This is a genomic window from Streptomyces sp. JLBG701, from assembly GCF_058544905.1.
In genome coordinates this window covers 8971904-8988988 of record NZ_CM178588.1, presented here as the reverse complement: position 1 = coordinate 8988988, position 17085 = coordinate 8971904, and the positions used below count along the sequence as shown (strand labels likewise).

The 17085-nt window shown below is 70.9% G+C and carries 10 protein-coding genes and 1 pseudogene; 1 reads left to right on the top strand and 10 read right to left on the bottom strand.

Annotation, left to right across the window (positions count from 1 at the left end):
- Positions 1-250: 250 nt before the first annotated feature.
- The 7 genes and pseudogenes from rsgA to AC5DRG_RS41215 all read right to left on the bottom strand — a co-directional run.
- Positions 251-691: pseudogene (gene rsgA / locus AC5DRG_RS41245) on the bottom strand (GTPase RsgA); the annotation flags it as partial.
- 251 nt (positions 692-942) lie between these two features.
- Complete coding sequence (locus AC5DRG_RS41240) at positions 943-2244, bottom strand: cytochrome P450 (protein WP_491804971.1); 1302 nt, start codon at positions 2242-2244, stop codon at positions 943-945.
- 9 nt (positions 2245-2253) lie between these two features.
- On the bottom strand, positions 2254-3264 hold the full coding sequence (locus AC5DRG_RS41235; protein ID WP_491804970.1) for an oxygenase MpaB family protein: 1011 nt from the start codon (positions 3262-3264) through the stop codon (positions 2254-2256).
- A 2-nt stretch (positions 3265-3266) separates the two neighbouring features.
- Positions 3267-5420, bottom strand: coding sequence for an MFS transporter (locus tag AC5DRG_RS41230; protein ID WP_491804969.1), 2154 nt, complete (start codon positions 5418-5420; stop codon positions 3267-3269).
- Complete coding sequence (locus tag AC5DRG_RS41225) at positions 5420-7114, bottom strand: amidase (RefSeq protein WP_491804968.1); 1695 nt, start codon at positions 7112-7114, stop codon at positions 5420-5422. Before AC5DRG_RS41225 ends, AC5DRG_RS41230 begins: the two co-directional genes overlap by 1 nt.
- Positions 7111-8184, bottom strand: a complete 1074-nt coding sequence (gene rutA, locus AC5DRG_RS41220; protein WP_491804967.1) for a pyrimidine utilization protein A — start codon at positions 8182-8184, stop codon at positions 7111-7113. Before rutA ends, AC5DRG_RS41225 begins: the two co-directional genes overlap by 4 nt.
- A 140-nt stretch (positions 8185-8324) precedes the next feature.
- Positions 8325-9335: a LacI family DNA-binding transcriptional regulator gene (locus tag AC5DRG_RS41215; RefSeq protein ID WP_491804966.1), complete on the bottom strand. Its 1011-nt coding sequence runs from the start codon at positions 9333-9335 to the stop codon at positions 8325-8327.
- 212 nt (positions 9336-9547) lie between these two features.
- Between AC5DRG_RS41215 and AC5DRG_RS41210 the strand changes: the two genes are divergently transcribed.
- Positions 9548-12505: a SpoIIE family protein phosphatase gene (locus AC5DRG_RS41210; RefSeq protein ID WP_491804965.1), complete on the top strand. Its 2958-nt coding sequence runs from the start codon at positions 9548-9550 to the stop codon at positions 12503-12505.
- A 65-nt stretch (positions 12506-12570) separates the two neighbouring features.
- Here the strand turns inward: AC5DRG_RS41210 and AC5DRG_RS41205 are convergent, their stop codons facing one another.
- The 3 genes from AC5DRG_RS41205 to AC5DRG_RS41195 are packed head-to-tail and all read right to left on the bottom strand — an operon-like array spanning position 12571 to position 17084.
- Positions 12571-13998, bottom strand: a complete 1428-nt coding sequence (locus tag AC5DRG_RS41205) for an aldehyde dehydrogenase family protein (protein ID WP_491804964.1) — start codon at positions 13996-13998, stop codon at positions 12571-12573.
- A gap of 4 nt (positions 13999-14002) precedes the next feature.
- The gene (locus AC5DRG_RS41200; RefSeq protein WP_491804963.1) at positions 14003-15451 is read right to left on the bottom strand and encodes an MmgE/PrpD family protein; all 1449 of its coding nucleotides are present in this window, start codon (positions 15449-15451) and stop codon (positions 14003-14005) included.
- Positions 15452-15476: 25 nt separating this feature from the next.
- On the bottom strand, positions 15477-17084 hold the full coding sequence (locus AC5DRG_RS41195) for a thiamine pyrophosphate-binding protein (protein ID WP_491804962.1): 1608 nt from the start codon (positions 17082-17084) through the stop codon (positions 15477-15479).
- Position 17085: the final 1 nt, after the last annotated feature.

Below are 17085 nucleotides of genomic sequence, written 5' to 3'. Positions count from 1 at the left end.
TCGACCCGACGATGGGGTCCTCCTGAGGTCAGGACACGACAGGTGATTCAACCCATAACAGAACAATGCTATCCAGTCGGTTGTCCATTGCCCGTCGCCACGCTGTCGAGCCAGTGGGCAAAATCCTCCGCCCCGCCACCGGACAACTTCCCAGCGAGTCTGCGGTGACGGTCACGGTCCAGGTGCCGACGACCAACTCATTGACGGATCTCCGTCGCTCGACGCCGACACGTTCCAGCGCTGCTCGAAGGGCGCCGCTCTCCCAGGCGAGTGCGAGGAACCGTTCGATGCGGCCGAGGTCGAGTTCGACGGCAAGGGACACGGCGATGATCGCGTAGTCGATGTTGGCGGCGAGGATCTGCCCCTCGGAGCGGTCGGAGGAGGTGGAGCGCACGAAGGCGGTGCGGCGTGGCAGATACGCGCGCACATAGCGAGGGTTGCCGGCGGGCTCCACAACGGCCCAGTCGCCGGTGCAGATGACCCGCATCGGATCGTGCGGGGTGACGAACGCGGTGTCCGCCCGCACCATCCCGTCGGCGGTGACCACGTCGCACTGCCCGCGGTCGACCCGGATGACCCGCCCGGGCAGCAGCCCTTCGGAGTCGTGGGGGGCGAACTCGGCCGCCCATGCGTCGTCCCAGCCGTAGGGAGCGAGCGCGGAGAAAGCAGAAAGATCGGAGCTGGAAGTCAAGGGAGACCCTTCACAAGGGCGGCCCCGGCACGCGCACTTCGGTCAGGCGCGGAAAGAGAGGTAGGTCAGCCGGCGGCCACGGAGGTGGACTTGATGAACTTCTGGATGCGGGCAGCGCCCATCTCAAAGACAGCCATCGGTCACACCTCCCCAACCAAGCCAAGTCATCTGCGGCAACCCCGGTCGCCGCTCGGTTCGCACTCGCCATAGAGGCGCACGAACGTCGTGCGCCACGGAATTTCGTTCGGCCTTCAGACCTGCTGTTCGCGATGCTCCCCGACGGGGCACACGCCGACGGGCGACGCGTGGCCGAGGCCGCTTGGGGAACTGTCGGTCGGCATGGCCACCTGCGGGGTGAAGGCGACGTCCAGGCGGGTGAGCCCGCGGAAGTTGAGGCTGCGCTGCCACTGCGGCGCATCGCCGTCGAGCCGCAGGCCGGGGAGCCGGGTGAGGAGTGCTTCCAGGACGATCGCGCCTTCCAGCCGGGCCAGCGCCGCGCCGAGGCAGAAGTGCGGACCGTGCCCGAACGACATGTGCCGTCCGCCGGGCCGTTCGAAGTCCAGCACATGGGGATCGGGGAACACGGCCGGATCCCGGTTCGCGGCGCCGCCCACCAGGAGCACCGTCTGACCTTCGGCGATGGTGCGGCCCGCCAGGTCCAGGTCGTGCCGCGCCGTGCGCAGCATCAGCTGTACCGGGGCGTCGTAGCGCAGGAGTTCCTCGACCGCGGCGGGCATCAGATCGGGACGTCGGCGCAGTTGGTCGGCCGCGTCCGGGTTGCGGAGCAGCGCGAGTGTGGCGTTGCCGATGAAGTGGGTGGTGGTCTCGTGGCCGGCGATCAGCAACAGGGCGCAGTTGGCGAGGAGTTCGTCGAGGTCCTGGTCGGTGTTCTCGGCCTGTGCGCTCACCAGGGCACGCAGGGTGTGCGGGGCCGGCGGGGTGTCGCGGCCGGTGAGGAGTTCGCGGAAGTAGGCGAGCATGTCCGTCATGCTCTGCGAGGCCTCGCGGTTGCGGTCGGCGTCGAGCCGGGAGTTGCCGATGGCTTCGGCGACGGGCTCGGACCAGGCGGCGAGGGCGGGTCTGTCCTGCTGCGGTACGTCGAGGAGGTCGCAGATGATGGTGAGAGGCAGGGGTCGGGCGAGGTCCGCGACGATGTCCATCCGCCCGGTCGGCGCCGCGTCGGCGATGATCCGGTCGACGGCTTCGGAGATCCGGCCGCGGAGTGTCCCCACCGCCCGAGGAGTGAGGGCCTTGCTGATCAGGGCCCGTAGCCGGGCGTGGTCGGGGGCGTCGCTGTAGAGCATCTGCCGGCTCAGGACCCGGGCCAGCGGCCGCAGTTCCTCGGAGACGGCCTCGATGTCGGGATAGCGCACCGAGGACAGCCCCGGGTCACCCGCCGCTTTGCTGACCACCGCGTGCCCGGTCGCGACCCACGCGCGCAGGCTGCGGTCCCAGAAGAGGTCGTCGGCGCTCCTCAGCTCGTCGTAGAAGTCGTAGAGACGCTCTTGGACTTGGGGCCGAAAGGCCCGCAACAGTGAGGTGGGAGTGCCCATCACGCCATATTAGGGCCCTGCCCCTGGAGTTCGATCAAGATGTGCGGCGCTCCCCTGGGCATCCGGCGCGTAGTCCTCCGGCTCTCCGCGTTGGGACAGTGGCGGAAGGTTCCTTCGTGGGGTCTCGACCGGCTCGGCGTTCGCCGCGAGTTGACCGCGGGCGCGGCGCCAACCCGCCCGGGCTCGTGGGTGGTAGCGGCGGTCGTGCGGGACGAGCTTGAAGACGGCGTTGATCGACTGGCAGGTCCTGCGGTGCCGCCGGGCGTCGCGCTCCGACCAGGTGAAGCCGAGCAGGTCGCGGACCTCGCGGTCGTACAGCCCGATGGTGAACCAGACGAAGGTCCGCCCGATCAGCGCGCCCACGGGACGCCAGACGGCATTCGGCAGCCAGGGCAGAAACGGCGGCCTCGCTATCCCGGCTATGTCGAGCACGTCCCGGGTGGCCTTGTTGTCCTCCAGCACTTCCGCGCACATGTGCTTCCAGTAGCGCTGGAAGTCCTCCCAGCTTTCCGGCACCGGGCGCATGCTCATGTCGTACATCCGGTACCACTGCACGTGCTCGTCGAACAGTCGGCGCTTCTCCGCCTCACCGATGCCGCCCGTGAAGTGCTCCGCGATCAGGATCGTGCTGACGAAGAACGTGGAGTGCGCCCAGTAGTACGTATCGGGATCCAGTGCGTGGTAGCGGCGGCCCTGGGCGTCGACGCCCTTTAACCGATCGTGGTAGCCGCGTACTTCGAGCGCGGTCCGGCGGGCGCGCGGGCCGTCGTAGACGACTCCGCTGATGGGATAGAGCGAGCGGAGCAGCCGCTGCCAGCGTTCCTCGAAGAACCGCGAGTGCTGTTCGACGCCCGCGCCCAGACCGGGATGCATGTTCTGCATCGACCCGGCCCACAGCGCGGTGAGAAGTCCGCGCCAGTCACCAAGATACTTCCAGGTCAGCGAATCCGGTCCGAGCGGCTCCGGCGCCTTGGCTGCCAAATCCTGCTCCCCGTCCGACACTTGACCGATCGCTTTCACGATCAGACCATGCCATGCTCGCCCCTCTTCTCCAGGTACTCCTGAACACGGCCGAGTGGCCAGACCTCGCCGATCTTGTGCTTGATGTCGAAGAGGTTCGCCGCGTGGATGTCGGGGTCCCGGTCGCCTACGGCCTCCTCGACCACGACCGGGATGAATCCGTGCTGCATGGCGTCCAGAGCGGTGGCTCGGACGCAGCCGCTCGTCGAGAGGCCGCCGATGAGCAGGGTGTCGATTCCGTCGGCGGTGAGGTGGGCGGCCAGTTCGGTGCCGAAGAAGGCGCTCGGGTACTGCTTCGTGACCGTCAGTTCGTCCGCCGTCGGGGCCAGTCCGTCGATGAACTCGCCGAAGGGGCTGCCTTCGGTGAACGCCCGCAGCAGCGGCACCTTGCGGAAGAAGACGCCGCCGTCACTGCCGTCCGCCCGCAGCAGCACGCGCGTGACGATCACCGGAACCCCGGCCCGGCGTGCGTCGGCCAGCAGAACCCGCATCGCCTCGACCGCCGGTTCGACCCCGGCGTAGAGCGGACAGTCAGGGTCGACGTAGGCGCGGGCGGGGTCCACCAGGAGCAGCGCCGGGGAGGTGCCGGGAATGAGCTCCCCGTCGAACCCGGCGCGCTCGTAGTCCTCCTGCTGTGACTGCTGAGAGTGCGGTGACTGCTGGGAACCGGTCATGGCCATGCCCTTCGTGTGGTGGCGTAGCGACGTGGGAAACGCCAGGCAGATCGCTCCCCCCGCCACGGCGATGCCCGTGAGGACGAACCCCGTGACGCGGATGTTGGCGACGAACCGGCTCAGCTCGCCCGACGCGAGCACGTTCAGCGTGTTCAGTGTTCCTTCGTATGCGGCGTGCCGGGCCGCTTCGCTCAGCCCCGTCGTCGTGAACGCGAGCGCGAGCGCGGTGCTGAGCAGATAGCCCACGTTCTGTGTGGTCGATCGCAGGCCGTTGGCCACCCCGCGCCGGTCCGCCGGCACGGCGAGCATCAGCGCGCCCGTACTGGGCGTCATGAACAGCCCGGTGCCGGCCCCGATGAGGAAGAGGAAGGGAGCCACGGCCCAGAACGGCACAGCCGCCGACGAAAGCATCAGGGAGAAGCCCAGCAGCCCGCACGCCGTCACCGCCATGCCCGCCGTCGTCAGCGCTCGCGGAGTGAAGCGGCCGAACAGTGAACCGGCGGCCGCCGAGGTGAGCAGCGTGCCGACCGCGACCGGCGTCACCAGCAGCCCCGCCTCCAGGGACGTGGCCCCGCCGACCGCCTGCTCGTGCATCGACGCCAGCAGGACGACGGCGTAGGAGCTGACCGCGCTCGCGAGCACGGCCGCGAACACCACGGCGGTCGCGCGGGTACGCAGCAACGCCACGTCGACCAGGGGGTAGGGCCGCCGCGTCTGGACGACGGCGAGCACCGCGAACAGCGCGACGGCCGCGCTGCCGCAGGCCCACGGCAGCCAGCCGGCGACGGTGGCCGTGGCGCCCGGGGTGAGTGCGAGGACCAGCACCGTCAGCGTCGCCACGGACAGCAGTGCGCCCAGCAGGTCGAACGGTTCGCGGACCCCGTCGGACCGTCGAGCTGCGCTCCCTCCGCTCGGCGGAACAGCCAGCGTCGACGCGACGATCGCCACCAGCCCGATCGGCACGCAGACCACGAACAGCCCACGCCAGCCGAGCAGTTGGGTCGCCGCGCCGCCGACGACCGGCCCGGCGATCTGGGCCACCGAAGCCACCGTCACGTTCCAGCCGAGGGCTCGGCCCAGGGCCCGCGCGGGGAAGACGTCGGTCAGCAGGGCGGTGTTGTTGGTGATCACGGCGGCGGCACCGACCCCCTGCACGACCCGTGCCGCGATGAGGAACTCCGCCGACGGGGACAGCGCCGCGAGCCCCGTCGCCGCCGTGAAGACGACGAGCCCGGCCAGATACAACCTGCGGCGGCCGACGAGGTCGGCGATCCGGCCGAAGACGAGGATCAGCGCGGTGCTGACGAGCATGTAGCCGAGCAGGATCCAGTCGGCCTGCCCGGGGCCCGCCCCCAACTCCCGGGTGATGGTGGGCAGTGCGACGGCCAGACCGCTCATGTTGAGGAACACGGCGACCACGCCCACCGCGGTGGCGGCGAACACCCGCCGCGGATCACGAACGGCGGGCCCCTCCCCGGACATCAGGACGACCACACGTCCAGCCCGCCGGGGACCCGCTCATGATGACCCGTCACCGACTGGAGCACCTCGGCCAGCCGCAGCAGGACGCCGTCGGCCCAGGGGCGCCCCACGAGCTGCACACCCGTCGGCAGTCCACCGGCCGGCGCGGCGGGCACCATGACGGCGGGCAGCCCCAGGTAGTCGAAGATCCCGGTGTTGCGGCTGATGACGCTCTGCATCGGATGTCGGACGCCGTCGATCTCCACGGTCACGTCCGACAGGCGTACGCCGGTTATCCCGGCTCCCGGTGTGACGAACACGTCGACGTCCGCGGCGTCCAGCGCCTCGACCGCCGTGCGTTGCGCGACCACCCGGCGTCGCAGGGAGCGCAGATAGTCGGTGGCCGAGGGCACCATGCCCCGCGCGATGCGCACTTGGGTGCCGACGTCGAACAGCTCGAATCGGTCCAGCGAGGCCTCCTGGTTGGAGGCGAGTTCGCTGGTGAAGATCACGCCGAGATCGTCGTGGATGAGCTCCCAGTCCCCCAGGTCCACCTCGGACACGCCGGCGCCCAGCCCCACGAGCGTGTCCAGGGCGTCCCGCCAGGCGGCCAGCACGGCGGAGTCGCACAGCTCGGTGAACCAGGACGTGGGGATCCCGATCCGTACTCCGTCCAGTGTCCTGGGCGTACGGCCTGCGTCGGTCGCGGAGGCGGTCAGCCCCGCCCGGACCGTCTCCGCGACCGACGCGGGCGCCGCCGCCGGGTCGTCGCCGTCCGGTCCCACCATGCGCGGCAGCACCAATCGCAGGTCGGCCGCCGAGCGGGCCATCGGCCCGACGTGGTCGAGGGTCCACGCCAGCGAGGCCACCCCGGTACGCGGGACGAGGCCGTACGTCGGCTTGATCCCGGTGAGGTTGCACAGGGCACTCGGCACCCGTATCGACCCTCCGGTGTCCGAGCCGAGCGCCAGCGGTACGAGCCGGGCCGCGAGCGCGGCGGCCGAGCCGGTGGAGGAGCCGCCGGTCCACAGGGTCCGGTCCCACGGGTTGGTGACGGTGCCGTACCGCGCGTTGCCGGGCGCGCCGCACGCGAACTCGGTCGTGGCCGTCATCAGTACGGGGATCGCGCCGGCCGCGCGCAGCCTCGCCACGACGGTGGCGTCGGCCTGCGCGATCCGGGGCCCGGTGGTGCGGGAGCCGCACGTCACCGGCGTACCCGCGACGTCGATGATGTCCTTGACGGCGAACGGGATCCCCTCCAGCGGACGTGCCGTACCCGCCCGCCACCGCCGCCCGGACTCGGCCGCCGCGACATCGGCACCTCCGATCTCGGCCAGGACCGCCCCGCCCGCCAACTCCTCGTCCACCCAGCGGGCACGCAGCGCGCCGAGCACCTCGGGCGGGGTGAGGGTACCCGCCGCGAACGCCCGGAGCAGCCCGGCGACGCCCAGTTCGTGCGGCGAACAGCCTTCGGACGTACGGGAGTTGGCGGCACCGGCACCCGTGGGCTCCGGGACCGGGCAGGAGGCGAGAAAGGCCGCCGAGTCCGCCGGTTCGGTGCCCGCCTCCGGAGAGGCGGGCAGCGGGGCGCGCCGCGAACGGGCCAGTACGGGCTCCACGTCCGCCCGCGCCTCGGGCAGCAACTGCTCGACGCGCCGGGCGGGCGCCCCGGTGAGGTCGGGGTAGCGGGTGTCCGGTACCGGCACGGGGTTCATCGCGGAACTGAACGCGTCTTCATCAGCGGCTGGATGCGCGTACCGAAGTTCTCCAGGCCTTCGAGGAAGTCGTCGAAGACGAGCATGATCCCCTTGGTGCCCTCGACCGCGGCGACCTCGTCGAGCAGCTTCGCGACGGTCTCGTACGACCCCACCAGCGTGCCCATGTTGAAGTTCACCGCGCCCTCGGGCAGCGCGATGGTCCGGGCGGTCGAGGTGCCCTCGGAGGTCGTGTCGGTGGCCGTCTCCCCCGCCATGTACGCCAGCGCCGCGTGGTCCGCGTTGTCGTGGTAGTCCTGCCACTTGGCCTGGGCGGCCTCGTCGGTCTCGTCGGCGATGACCATGAAGAGCGAGAGCGCGCCGACGTCACGGCCGGTCTTCTTCGCCGCGTCGACGAGGGTGGCCGTGGTGTCCGAGAGCGCGAGCGGGGTGTTGACGCCGCTGCCCAGGATGAAGTTGTACTGGGCGTGCTCGGCGGCGAACTTCATGCCGGTGTTGCTCTGGCCCGCGGCGACGATGTCGATGTGCCCGTCCGTCGGGCGCGGCGACAGCACGCAGTCGTCCATCTTGTAGAACTCGCCCTTGAAGTTGCTGACGCCCTCGCTCCACAGCTCCTTCATCACGGTGACGTACTCGACGGCGCGGGCGTAGCGGTTGCCGAAGTGTTCGTCGCCGGGCCACAGGCCCATCTGGGAGTACTCGCCGGGGGCCCAGCCGGTGACGATGTTGATGCCGAAGCGGCCGGGGGCGATCGAGTCGATCGTGACCGCCATGCGGGCGACGATGGCGGGCTCCAGCGCGAGGATCGGCGTGGAGGCGTACAGCTTGATCCGGTCCGTCACGGCGGCCAGGCCGGCCATCAGCGTGAACGACTCCAGGTTGTGGTCCCAGAACTCGGTCTCGCCGCCGAATCCCTTGAGCTTGATCATCGACAGCGCGAAGTCGAGTCCGTGCTCCTCCGCCTTCTGCACGATGGCCTTGTTCAGCTCGAAGCTCGGCATGTACTGGGGCGAACTCTTCGATATGAGCCAGCCGTTGTTGCCGATGGGGATGAAGACGCCGATGTCCATGCCGCTCCTGGTTGGCGGGTGTGCTGAGCCTGACGGGGTATCAACGCGCGTGCGTGATCGATGAGTTCCTGGAGTACCGGAATGACTTCGAATGTATTCGTCGATCGTTAATACCCCTCTCCCGGTCTGTGAACGGTGCGCTACACGGCGGCCGTGCTGCCGCGCCGGACGAGCTCGACGCCGAAGTTGCGGTGCACCGGCGCTCCGGCCGCCCCGTCGACGCGGGCGAGCAGCAGCTGCGCCGCCGTCGCGGCCATGTCCCGCAGCGGCTGGCGCACGGTGGACAGGTCGAACATCGACCAGCCGGACGCCTCCAGGTCGTTGTAGCCGATCACGGAGACGTCGCCGGGCACGTCCAGGCCGAGCCGCTGGGCCGCGTCGAGGGTGCCGTACGCGACGTAGTCGGTGATGCAGAACAGGGCCGTCGGCCGCCGCTCGGCCGGTCCGGTGAGCAGCGCCCGGGCACCCTCGAATCCGGTCGCCGGATCGATCCGGCCGCGGAACACCAGCGACTCGCCGAGCGGCCGGCCGGCCTCGGCCAGGGCGTCCCGGAACCCCTTCTCGCGCAGCGCGACCCCGGCGTTCCCCAAGGGTCCCGAGACCAGCCCGATCCGCCGGTGACCGAGTTCCAGCAGATGCCCGGCGACCAGCCGGCCCCCGCGTTCGTTGTCGGAGGTGACCCGGTCGGCGGGGGACGCCCGGCCCGCCCCGTCGAGGTCGCGGTTGAGGATGACGAGCGGGATCCGCCAGTCGATCAGCTCCGACACCATGGGCGAGTCGAGCCACGGCGAGATGTACACGACGCCGTCGACGAGGCCGCCCCGCAGGGCCCTGACGTCCCGGTCGAGCGCGCCCTCGGCACGATCCCCGAGCAGCAGGATCCGGTACTCGTGCCGGGTGAACTCGTCCCGGAGCGTGTCGACCAGCGTGGGATACGACGGGTTGCGCAGACCGCGGCTGACGATCGCGACCGTCCACGACTTACGGGTGACCAGGCGACGGGCGGTGACGAGTGGGACGTAGCCCATCTCGGCCGCGATCGCCCGGATCCTCTCGCGCGTCTCCCGCACGACGCGAGGGTCGTCGCGCAGCGCCCGCGACACGGTCGACTGGGACACCTGCGCCTTGCGCGCCACGTCATAGCTCGTCACCGGCCGCTGCACCACAGTCGGATATTAGCTCCCCGAACATTCCAAATATCTACCAATTCAGGCGTATTGCCGCTTACCGAAACCTCGACGTGACGATTCAGTAACTCAACCTGGTTTTGAGGCAGTTGAGACAGGTATCCGTAACCGGAGCCGCAGGTGAGAATCCTGCGAAGCAATGCATACCGCGAGACGGGAACGGTAAAATCCGCGGCATGAACGCACGTCTGGCTCTACTCAGCACCGTGGATCCCGGCGTCGCGGAGAGCGAGGTCTTCCGACTGGCGCTCCAACACGCCGTGGGCGAGCTGAGCGCCCTCGGGGGAACGATCCACCTGCGCGGCCCCATGTCCGCGCTGCGTCTGGTGTCGTCGACCGGGCTGCCTCCCGCACTCATACGCCCCTGGGAGATCATCGACCAGGAGGGGCCGCTGCCCCCGGCCCGGGCCCTGCACCAGGGCAGTGGCGTGTGGGTGCCGTTGGAGTCCACGCCCTCGAATACATCCGCCGCGTCGAAACCGCAGGTCACCTGGCCCGGCACCGGTCTGGCAGCCGTGCCGGTGTTCGGCGGGGACCGCAGTATAGGCGCGCTCACGCTCCTGACCGGCGACCAGGGTGAGCCCACCCGGCAGCAGTGGGACTTCCTGCGGGCCCTGATCGCCTGGACCGAAGAGCGCATGAGCCAGGCACCGCCGCCCTCCCGGCCCTCCCACACGGAAATCAGCGGTGACCGCGACCGCCTGCGGCAGGCCTTGAAGGAGGTCAAGGTCGGCTCGTGGGACTGGGACATACAGGGCGGCGAGCTGCTCTGGGACGAGGCCGCCCTGGAGCTCTACGGCACCCGGCCGGAGGACTACACCGCCAGGGTCGAGAACTGGATGGTGTGCGTCCACCCCGACGACCTGGCGCCCACGCTGGACCTGGTGGACCGGGCGATCCGCGAGCACGGCGTGTTCGAGGCCGAGTACCGGGTACGGCGGCTGGACGGCACGTACGGCTGGACGCAGGCCCGCGGCCGGGCGACGTACCACAAGAACGGCGAGCCGCACCGGATGATCGGCGTGGGCTGGGTGAGCGACGAGTCCCGGTCCGCCCGGGACGAGCTCAGCCGGGCCCTGCGCCATATGACCGACGGCTTCCTCGCGGTGGACGACGAGTGGCGGATCATCTTCGCCAACCTGGAGGCGGAGCGCACGCTGGGCTTCTCCGAGGAGGAGCTCTTCGGGCGCGTGCTGTGGGAGCTGCCCTCCGCACGGGAGATCCCCGGCCTGGAGGGCAACTGCAAGAAGGCCGCGGCCGAGGAGAGGTCCGTCGGTTTCGACGTGCGGGTGGGGGACGCCGGCCGTCGCTTCCATGTGCGGCTGGTCCCGGGCCCCGACGGCCGCACCCTCTACTTCACCGACGTCACCGAGAAACGGCAGCACGAGGAGGAGCGCCGGGCGTCCGAGCGCGCCGCCGGTCAACGTGCGGCCCGTATGGGCGAGTTGACGACCGCCCTCTCCAAGGCGACGACCTCGCAGGACGTGGTGGACGCGGTCGCCAGCCGGGTGTTGCCGCCGTTCGCCGCCGCCGGCCTCCTGGTGCAGGCTGTCGAGGGCGACCGGCTGTACAACGTGGGTGCGGTCGGTTACCCGGAGGACTTCCTCGCCACGGTCAACAACCGGGGCCGCGCGTCCGGCGACCCGTCCTGGGACACGATCGCGTCCGGTACGCCCCTGTTCCTGTCCTCCGTACAGGAGTTCACCGCACGCTCACCGCAACTGACCGACCCGCCCGACCGCACCGGCAAACAGTCCTGGGCGTTTCTGCCGCTGACGGCGTCCGGCCACACCTTCGGCGTCTGCGTGGTCGCCTTCGACCGCCCGCGCCGCCTCAACGACGAGGAACGCACCCTGCTGACCACGATCAGCGCCCTCGTCGCCCAGGCCCTGGAGCGGGCCCGCCTGTACGACGCCGAGCACACCCGTTCCCGCGAACTCCAGAGCAGCCTGCTCCCCCGCGCCCTGCCCGACCTGCCCGCCTGCACGGCGGCGGCCCGCTATCTGCCCGCAGGGCAGGGCATGGACGTGGGCGGCGACTGGTACGACATCATCCCGCTCTCGGGCGGCCAGGTCGCCCTGGTGGTGGGTGACGTCATGGGCCACGGCCTGCCGGAGGCGGCGACCATGGGCCGTCTGCGCACGGCGGTCCACACCCTCGCCGACCTGGAACTCCCGCCCGACGAGATCATGAGCCACCTCAACGACCTGGTCGCCGGCATGGGCGAGGAGTCGTACGCGACCTGCCTCTACGCGCTCTACGACTCGACCACCCAGATCTGTTCCATCGCGCGGGCCGGCCACCCCCCGCCGGCGGTGGTCCACCCCGACGGCACGGTCGTCTTCCCGCCCCTGGAGGCGGATCCGCCCCTGGGTGCGGCTGAACCCCCTTTCGAGACGGTCGAGTTGATGGTGCCGGAGGGCAGCCTGCTGGTGCTGTACACCGACGGCCTGGTGGAGTCGTCGAAGCGCGAGATGGAGGAGGGCATGGCGGACCTGGCCCGCCTCCTGCGCGAGGCGCACCAGGCCGAGCCCGGCGCGGACACGGACCTGGAACGCCTCTGCGACACCCTGACGGCGGGCCTGCTCCCCGCCGAACACGCGACGACGGACGACGCGGCCCTGCTCGTCGCCCGCCTGCACGCCCTCACCGGCGACCGCATGGCGTCCTGGCCGCTCCCCGAGGACCCACGAGCGGCCGGCCAGGCCCGCCGACACGTCCGCGAACAGCTCACCCTGTGGGGCCTGGACGACCTGACCCCGACCACGGAACTCCTGGCCAGCGAACTGGTGGGCAACGTGATCCGCCACGCCAGAGGCCCACTCCAGCTCCGTCTCCTGCACGGCGCCGAACTCATCTGCGAGGTCTTCGACGGCAGCCTGACGATGCCCCGGATCCGCCGCGCGACGGAAACCGACGAGGGCGGCCGGGGCCTCCAACTGATCACGGCCCTCTCGCAGCGCTGGGGCACCCGCTACACGGCCACCGGCAAGTGCATCTGGACAGAACAGGCCCTGCTCACCCCGGAGAACCGCGAGGAACCACCGGCCGACGCCCTGGACTTGGCGTTCCTGAACACGGAGGTGTTCAAGGCGGACCTGGACGCCCTGCTGCTCGGGGACGAGGACCGATAGCGACACTCGTCGAGTGCCACCTCCGCGCCGCCGCAGCATCGGGGAGCGTCGGCCGTGGCATCGCCTCAGGAAGAGAACCGATGCCGGATCAGGACGGTGCGTGAATCGGTCATGTCGGCGACTGCGTAGGCGGGCCCCTCGACTCCCTGGCCGCTTTCCTTGACCCCGCCGTACGGCATGGGGTCGGGGTGGACGCTGGAGGTGTCGTTGATGATGACGCCGCCCATCTCCAGGCGGCGGGCGAAGGTGAGGGCGACGTCGAGGTCCTGGCAGAAGACCCCGGCCTGGAGGCCGTACCGGGTGGCGTTGGCCCTGCGCACCGCCTCGTCGAGGGAGCCGACCGGGGCGACGGCGACCAGCGGGGCGAAGGCCTCCTCGGAGGCGAGCCGGGCGTGGTCGGGCAGCCCGGCCAGGAGCGCGGGGGTGATCGTCGCGCCGGTCCTGGTTCCTCCCGTGAGCAGGCGGCTTCCGTGACCGACCGCGTCCCGGAGCAGGAGTTCCGCGCGCTGTGCGGCCTCGGTGCCGATCAACGGGCCGACCTGCGTTCCGGGCGCGCGCGGATCGCCGTACGGAATGGACCGGACGAGGGCGGTGAGCCGCTCGGTGACCTCGTCCGCGATCGAGTCGTGTACGAGGAGGCGCTGTACGGAGGTGCACACCTGGCCGGCCTTGCGGTAGCCGGCGCGGACGATGAGCGGCAGGGCGTGGTCGAGGTCGGCGTCGCTCCAGAGCAGGGTCGGGGAGTTCGAGCCGAGTTCCAGGTGGGTGCGGGCCAGGCCGCTGACGGCCCGGATGTGGCGGCCGACCTCGGTCGACCCGGTGAAGGTGATGTAGCGGACGTCGGGGTGGCGTACGAGCTGGTCGCCGACCGTTTCGCCGGGGCCGGGCAGCAACTGCACCAGCTGCTCGGGCAGTTCGGCGTCGAGGAGTGCCCGTATGAGGGCGATCGAACTCAGTGGGGTCTGCTCCGCGGGCTTCAGCACCACCGCGTTGCCCGCCGCGAGGGCGGGGCCGATTTTGTGCGCGACTGTGCTGAGCGGTGCGTTGAACGGCGTGATGGCGGCGACCACGCCGATGGGGACGCGCAGGGTGAAGCAGAGCGAGTCGTCGTGACCGGCGGCGGCCTGGACCGGGACCAACTCGCCGGTCAGCCGCAGGGCTTCCTGGGCGCAGAGTTCGAAGATCTGGAAGGTGCGGTCGAGTTCGGTGGTCGCGTCCGCCGGGGTGAAGCCGGTCTCGGCCACGTACTGGGCGACGATCGTGTCGCGCCGCTCGTCCAGGAGCCGGGCGGCTCGGCGCAGGACCAACGCACGCTCTCCGCACGGGAGTTGGCCTACCGCCCGGACCGCCGACGCGACCGCCGCTTCGACCTGGTCCGGCCCGGGGACATGGAGTTCGGCGATGGGTTCGCCAGTGTACTTGTCCGCCACCGCGAGCCTGTCGGGTCCCTTGGCCCATGTCCCGTCGACGAAGAGTCCCGTGCCGTGATCCATCACATCAACCCCAGTCCAGAGCGCTCATCCGCGTGAGAGCGGGCAGCTTCCACAGGGCGTTCGCGATCGCCTCGGCCCGCGCCCGGCCGATGAACGCGGGTACCAACTCGTCGTACTTGTCGCGCAGTTCCTGGTCGCTGAGGGGATCGTCGGGGTCGCCCTTGCGCGTGAGCCGCAGCCGTTCGTGCGAGGTGCCCTGCCGGTCGGTGACGCGGACGCGTGCGGCCCTGCTCCCCGGGGCCAGCGCGTCCAGCTCCGGGTCGACCCGTGTCCTGGTGCGGGCCATGAGGTCGCGGATCGCCGGGTTGCGCAGTGCCCCGGGTTCGAAGGCGCGCAGCCGTACGCTGCCCAGCACCAGTGCGGCGGCCACGGTGTACGCCAGGCTGAACCGGGCCTCGCCGGGTTCGCTGGGGTCGGTGCGGCCGGCGACGCGGGTGGCGGTCGCGTAGGTCTCGATCTCGATCTCCGCGATGTCCTCCGCCCGTACACCACCCTCGGCGCGCAGTTCGAGCGCGGCGTCGATCGCGGCGAAGGTGTGCCCGCAGCAGGCGTGGTACTTCACCGTCGTGGCCGTGACGCAGTACGGATCGCCCAGGCCGGTGACGGACAGGTCGGTGACCCCGGCGGTGGCGACACCGAAACCGGCCGGACCCTCCAGGACGTCCAGGGCGCCCGCGAGGCCCTTCTCGGCGGCGAGTACGGCCACCACCCCGGCCTCGGCGGCGTGCCCCGAGTGCAGCGGCTTGCCCGTGGACGGTGAGCGGAAGGTCTGTTGCAGCCCGGCCGCCATGGTCGCGGCCAGCGCGAGCGCGCCCGCGAACCGGTCGGGGTTCAGCCGGAGCAGTTCCGCCGCCGCTGCCGCCGCACCGAAGGTGCCCACCGTTCCCGTGGTGTGCCAGTTGCGGTAGTGGGCCGGTCCTACGGCGAGCGCGATCCGTGCGCCGATCTCGTACCCGATGGTCACGGCACGCAGGAAGTCCTCGCCGGATGCGTCGACTAGGTCGGCGACCGCGAACGCCGCGGCGATGGTGGGAGCGCCGGGGTGGTAGAACGCGTCGCGGTAGATGTCGTCGAGTTCGGCGGCATGCGCGGCGGTTCCGTTGAGCAGGGCGGCGGTTCGGACGTCGGTGGTCCGCCCGGAGGGGATGAGCCGGGCGGGGCCGGATCCGGGGCTGGGGCTGGGGACTAAGCGGGTCGGCAGCGCCCCAAAGGGGCGCGGGGAACTGCGCGACCAGCCACGACGACGCCGCAGCGGACCGACAACCCTTCGCGGCACATCCAGCGGAGCGCACACCGCCTCGGTCAGTCCGCGGGCGGCCGGTGTGGCGGCGCCGGGGACCGTGGCCGAGACCCAGTCCACGACCGCGCGGACGGCAGCGTGCCGTACGTCCGCCGCGAGCGGTGTCTTCCGCTGGGCGACCGCGAACTCGGCCAGTTGCTCGACGACGGTCATTCCGGCTCCCTCTCTCCCATCCGCTCTAGAACTGGGTCTCGTACTGGGCGGGGTCGACCCGCGCCTCGATGAGCAGTGGCCGGGTCAGGCCGGCCAGTCCTGCCGTGGCCTTCTCCAGCTCCGTCGTCGACGTGACGCGTACTCCGTCGCAGCCCATCGAGCCCGCGAGTGCCACCAGGTCGATGTCGTCCAGCCGGGTCGCCGTGCTCGGATAGCCGAGGGCCCGCTGTTTGAGCTCGATGCGGTTGAGGCTGCCGTCGGCGAAGACCACCACCGCCAGTCGCAGCCCGCGTGCGGCGGCCAGTCGTAGCTCGGTCGCGGCCATCGCGAAGCCGCCGTCGCCGATCAGCGCGACCACGGGAGTCTCGCCCAGTGTCATCTGGGCGGCGATCGCCCCGGGGAGGCCGAAGCCCATCGAGGACAGGCCGTTGCTCATGAGGACACTTCGTGGCCCGCCGGCCTGCCAGCCCTGGCCGACGAGGAGTTTGTGCGAGCCGACATCGCAGGTGACGACGGTTTCGGAGGGTGTGTTCGCGCGGACGACGTCGATGACGTCGGTGGGGTTGAGGCGGCCGGCGACGCGGCCCGCGTAGTAGGCGGTGCGCAGTCGTTCGCGGTGTGCGGCGACGTCCCGTTCGCTCCATCGGGGCTCGCCCCGCCACTCGTCGGCGAGCCAGTCCAGGCTCGCGGAGACGTCGCCGACCAGTTCGCAGTCGCTGGGGTAGATCTGGTCGGTGTTGGGGGTGGTGTCCACGTGGAGCACCGGTACCGTCACCGACCACGGTTTGATCAGCTCGACCGGGTCGAATCCGGCGGCCACGACGAGGTCGCCGTCGGCCAGGAACTCCCATACGACCTGGTTGCACGCCATGTCGAGGACACCGGCGAAGAGCGGATGGTCCTCCGGGAACACGCCCTTGGCCATCGGTGACACCACCACCGGGGCGCCGACCGTCTCCGCCAGCCGGAGCAGGGCACCGGACGCGCCGCACCGGGTCGCGGCGGCTCCGGCCAACAGCACCGGACGGCGGGCGTCGCGCAGGACGGTCGTAGGGTCCGGGCCGCCGGGGACCCGGTGCACCCGCACGCCTCCCCCGCCGCCGTCGAGGGGCGGCGGGGCGATGTCGATGTCGGGTGTGGACGCGGCGAACGTCTCGGCGGAGCCGGTGAGATGGACGGCGCCCGGCCGTTCGGCGACGGCCAGGCGCAGTGCCTTGCGCATCACGGCGTCCACGGATCCGGGGTGGATGCGGCCGGCCCACTTGGCGACCGGCGAGAAGAGGAGTTTGTGGTCGACCACCTGATGGGTGATGAAGTCCTCGCGTCCGGCGTCGATCTGGCCGGAGATCGCCAGCAGCGGCACCCGGTCCCAGGTGGCGGCGGCCACCCCGTTGACGATCGAGGTCGACCCGGGTCCGAGCGTCGACAGGCAGACGCCGGGCCGTCCGGTCACCATCGCGTGGGCCTCGGCCATGAACACGGCGGTGCCCTCGCGGCTGCCGAGCACGACCTCGACGTCGGCGGCGCGCAGGGCCTCCATCAGCTCGATGATCGGGTCTCCGGGGTAGGCGAACACGAACCGGGTCCCTGCGGAACGGACGTAACCGGCGACCGTGGCAGCGGTGTTGCCCATG

Excerpts from the sequence above, each read along its gene's own strand:
- AC5DRG_RS41240 (WP_491804971.1), bottom strand. The coding sequence starts at position 2,244 with ATGGGCACTCCCACCTCACTGTTGCGGGCCTTTCGGCCCCAAGTCCAA.
- AC5DRG_RS41230 (WP_491804969.1), bottom strand. The coding sequence starts at position 5,420 with ATGTCCGGGGAGGGGCCCGCCGTTCGTGATCCGCGGCGGGTGTTCGCC.
- AC5DRG_RS41225 (WP_491804968.1), bottom strand. The coding sequence starts at position 7,114 with ATGAACCCCGTGCCGGTACCGGACACCCGCTACCCCGACCTCACCGGG.
- rutA (WP_491804967.1), bottom strand. The coding sequence starts at position 8,184 with ATGGACATCGGCGTCTTCATCCCCATCGGCAACAACGGCTGGCTCATA.
- AC5DRG_RS41210 (WP_491804965.1), top strand. The coding sequence starts at position 9,548 with ATGAACGCACGTCTGGCTCTACTCAGCACCGTGGATCCCGGCGTCGCG.
- AC5DRG_RS41205 (WP_491804964.1), bottom strand. The coding sequence starts at position 13,998 with ATGGATCACGGCACGGGACTCTTCGTCGACGGGACATGGGCCAAGGGA.
- AC5DRG_RS41200 (WP_491804963.1), bottom strand. The coding sequence starts at position 15,451 with ATGACCGTCGTCGAGCAACTGGCCGAGTTCGCGGTCGCCCAGCGGAAG.
- AC5DRG_RS41195 (WP_491804962.1), bottom strand. The coding sequence starts at position 17,084 with ATGGGCAACACCGCTGCCACGGTCGCCGGTTACGTCCGTTCCGCAGGG.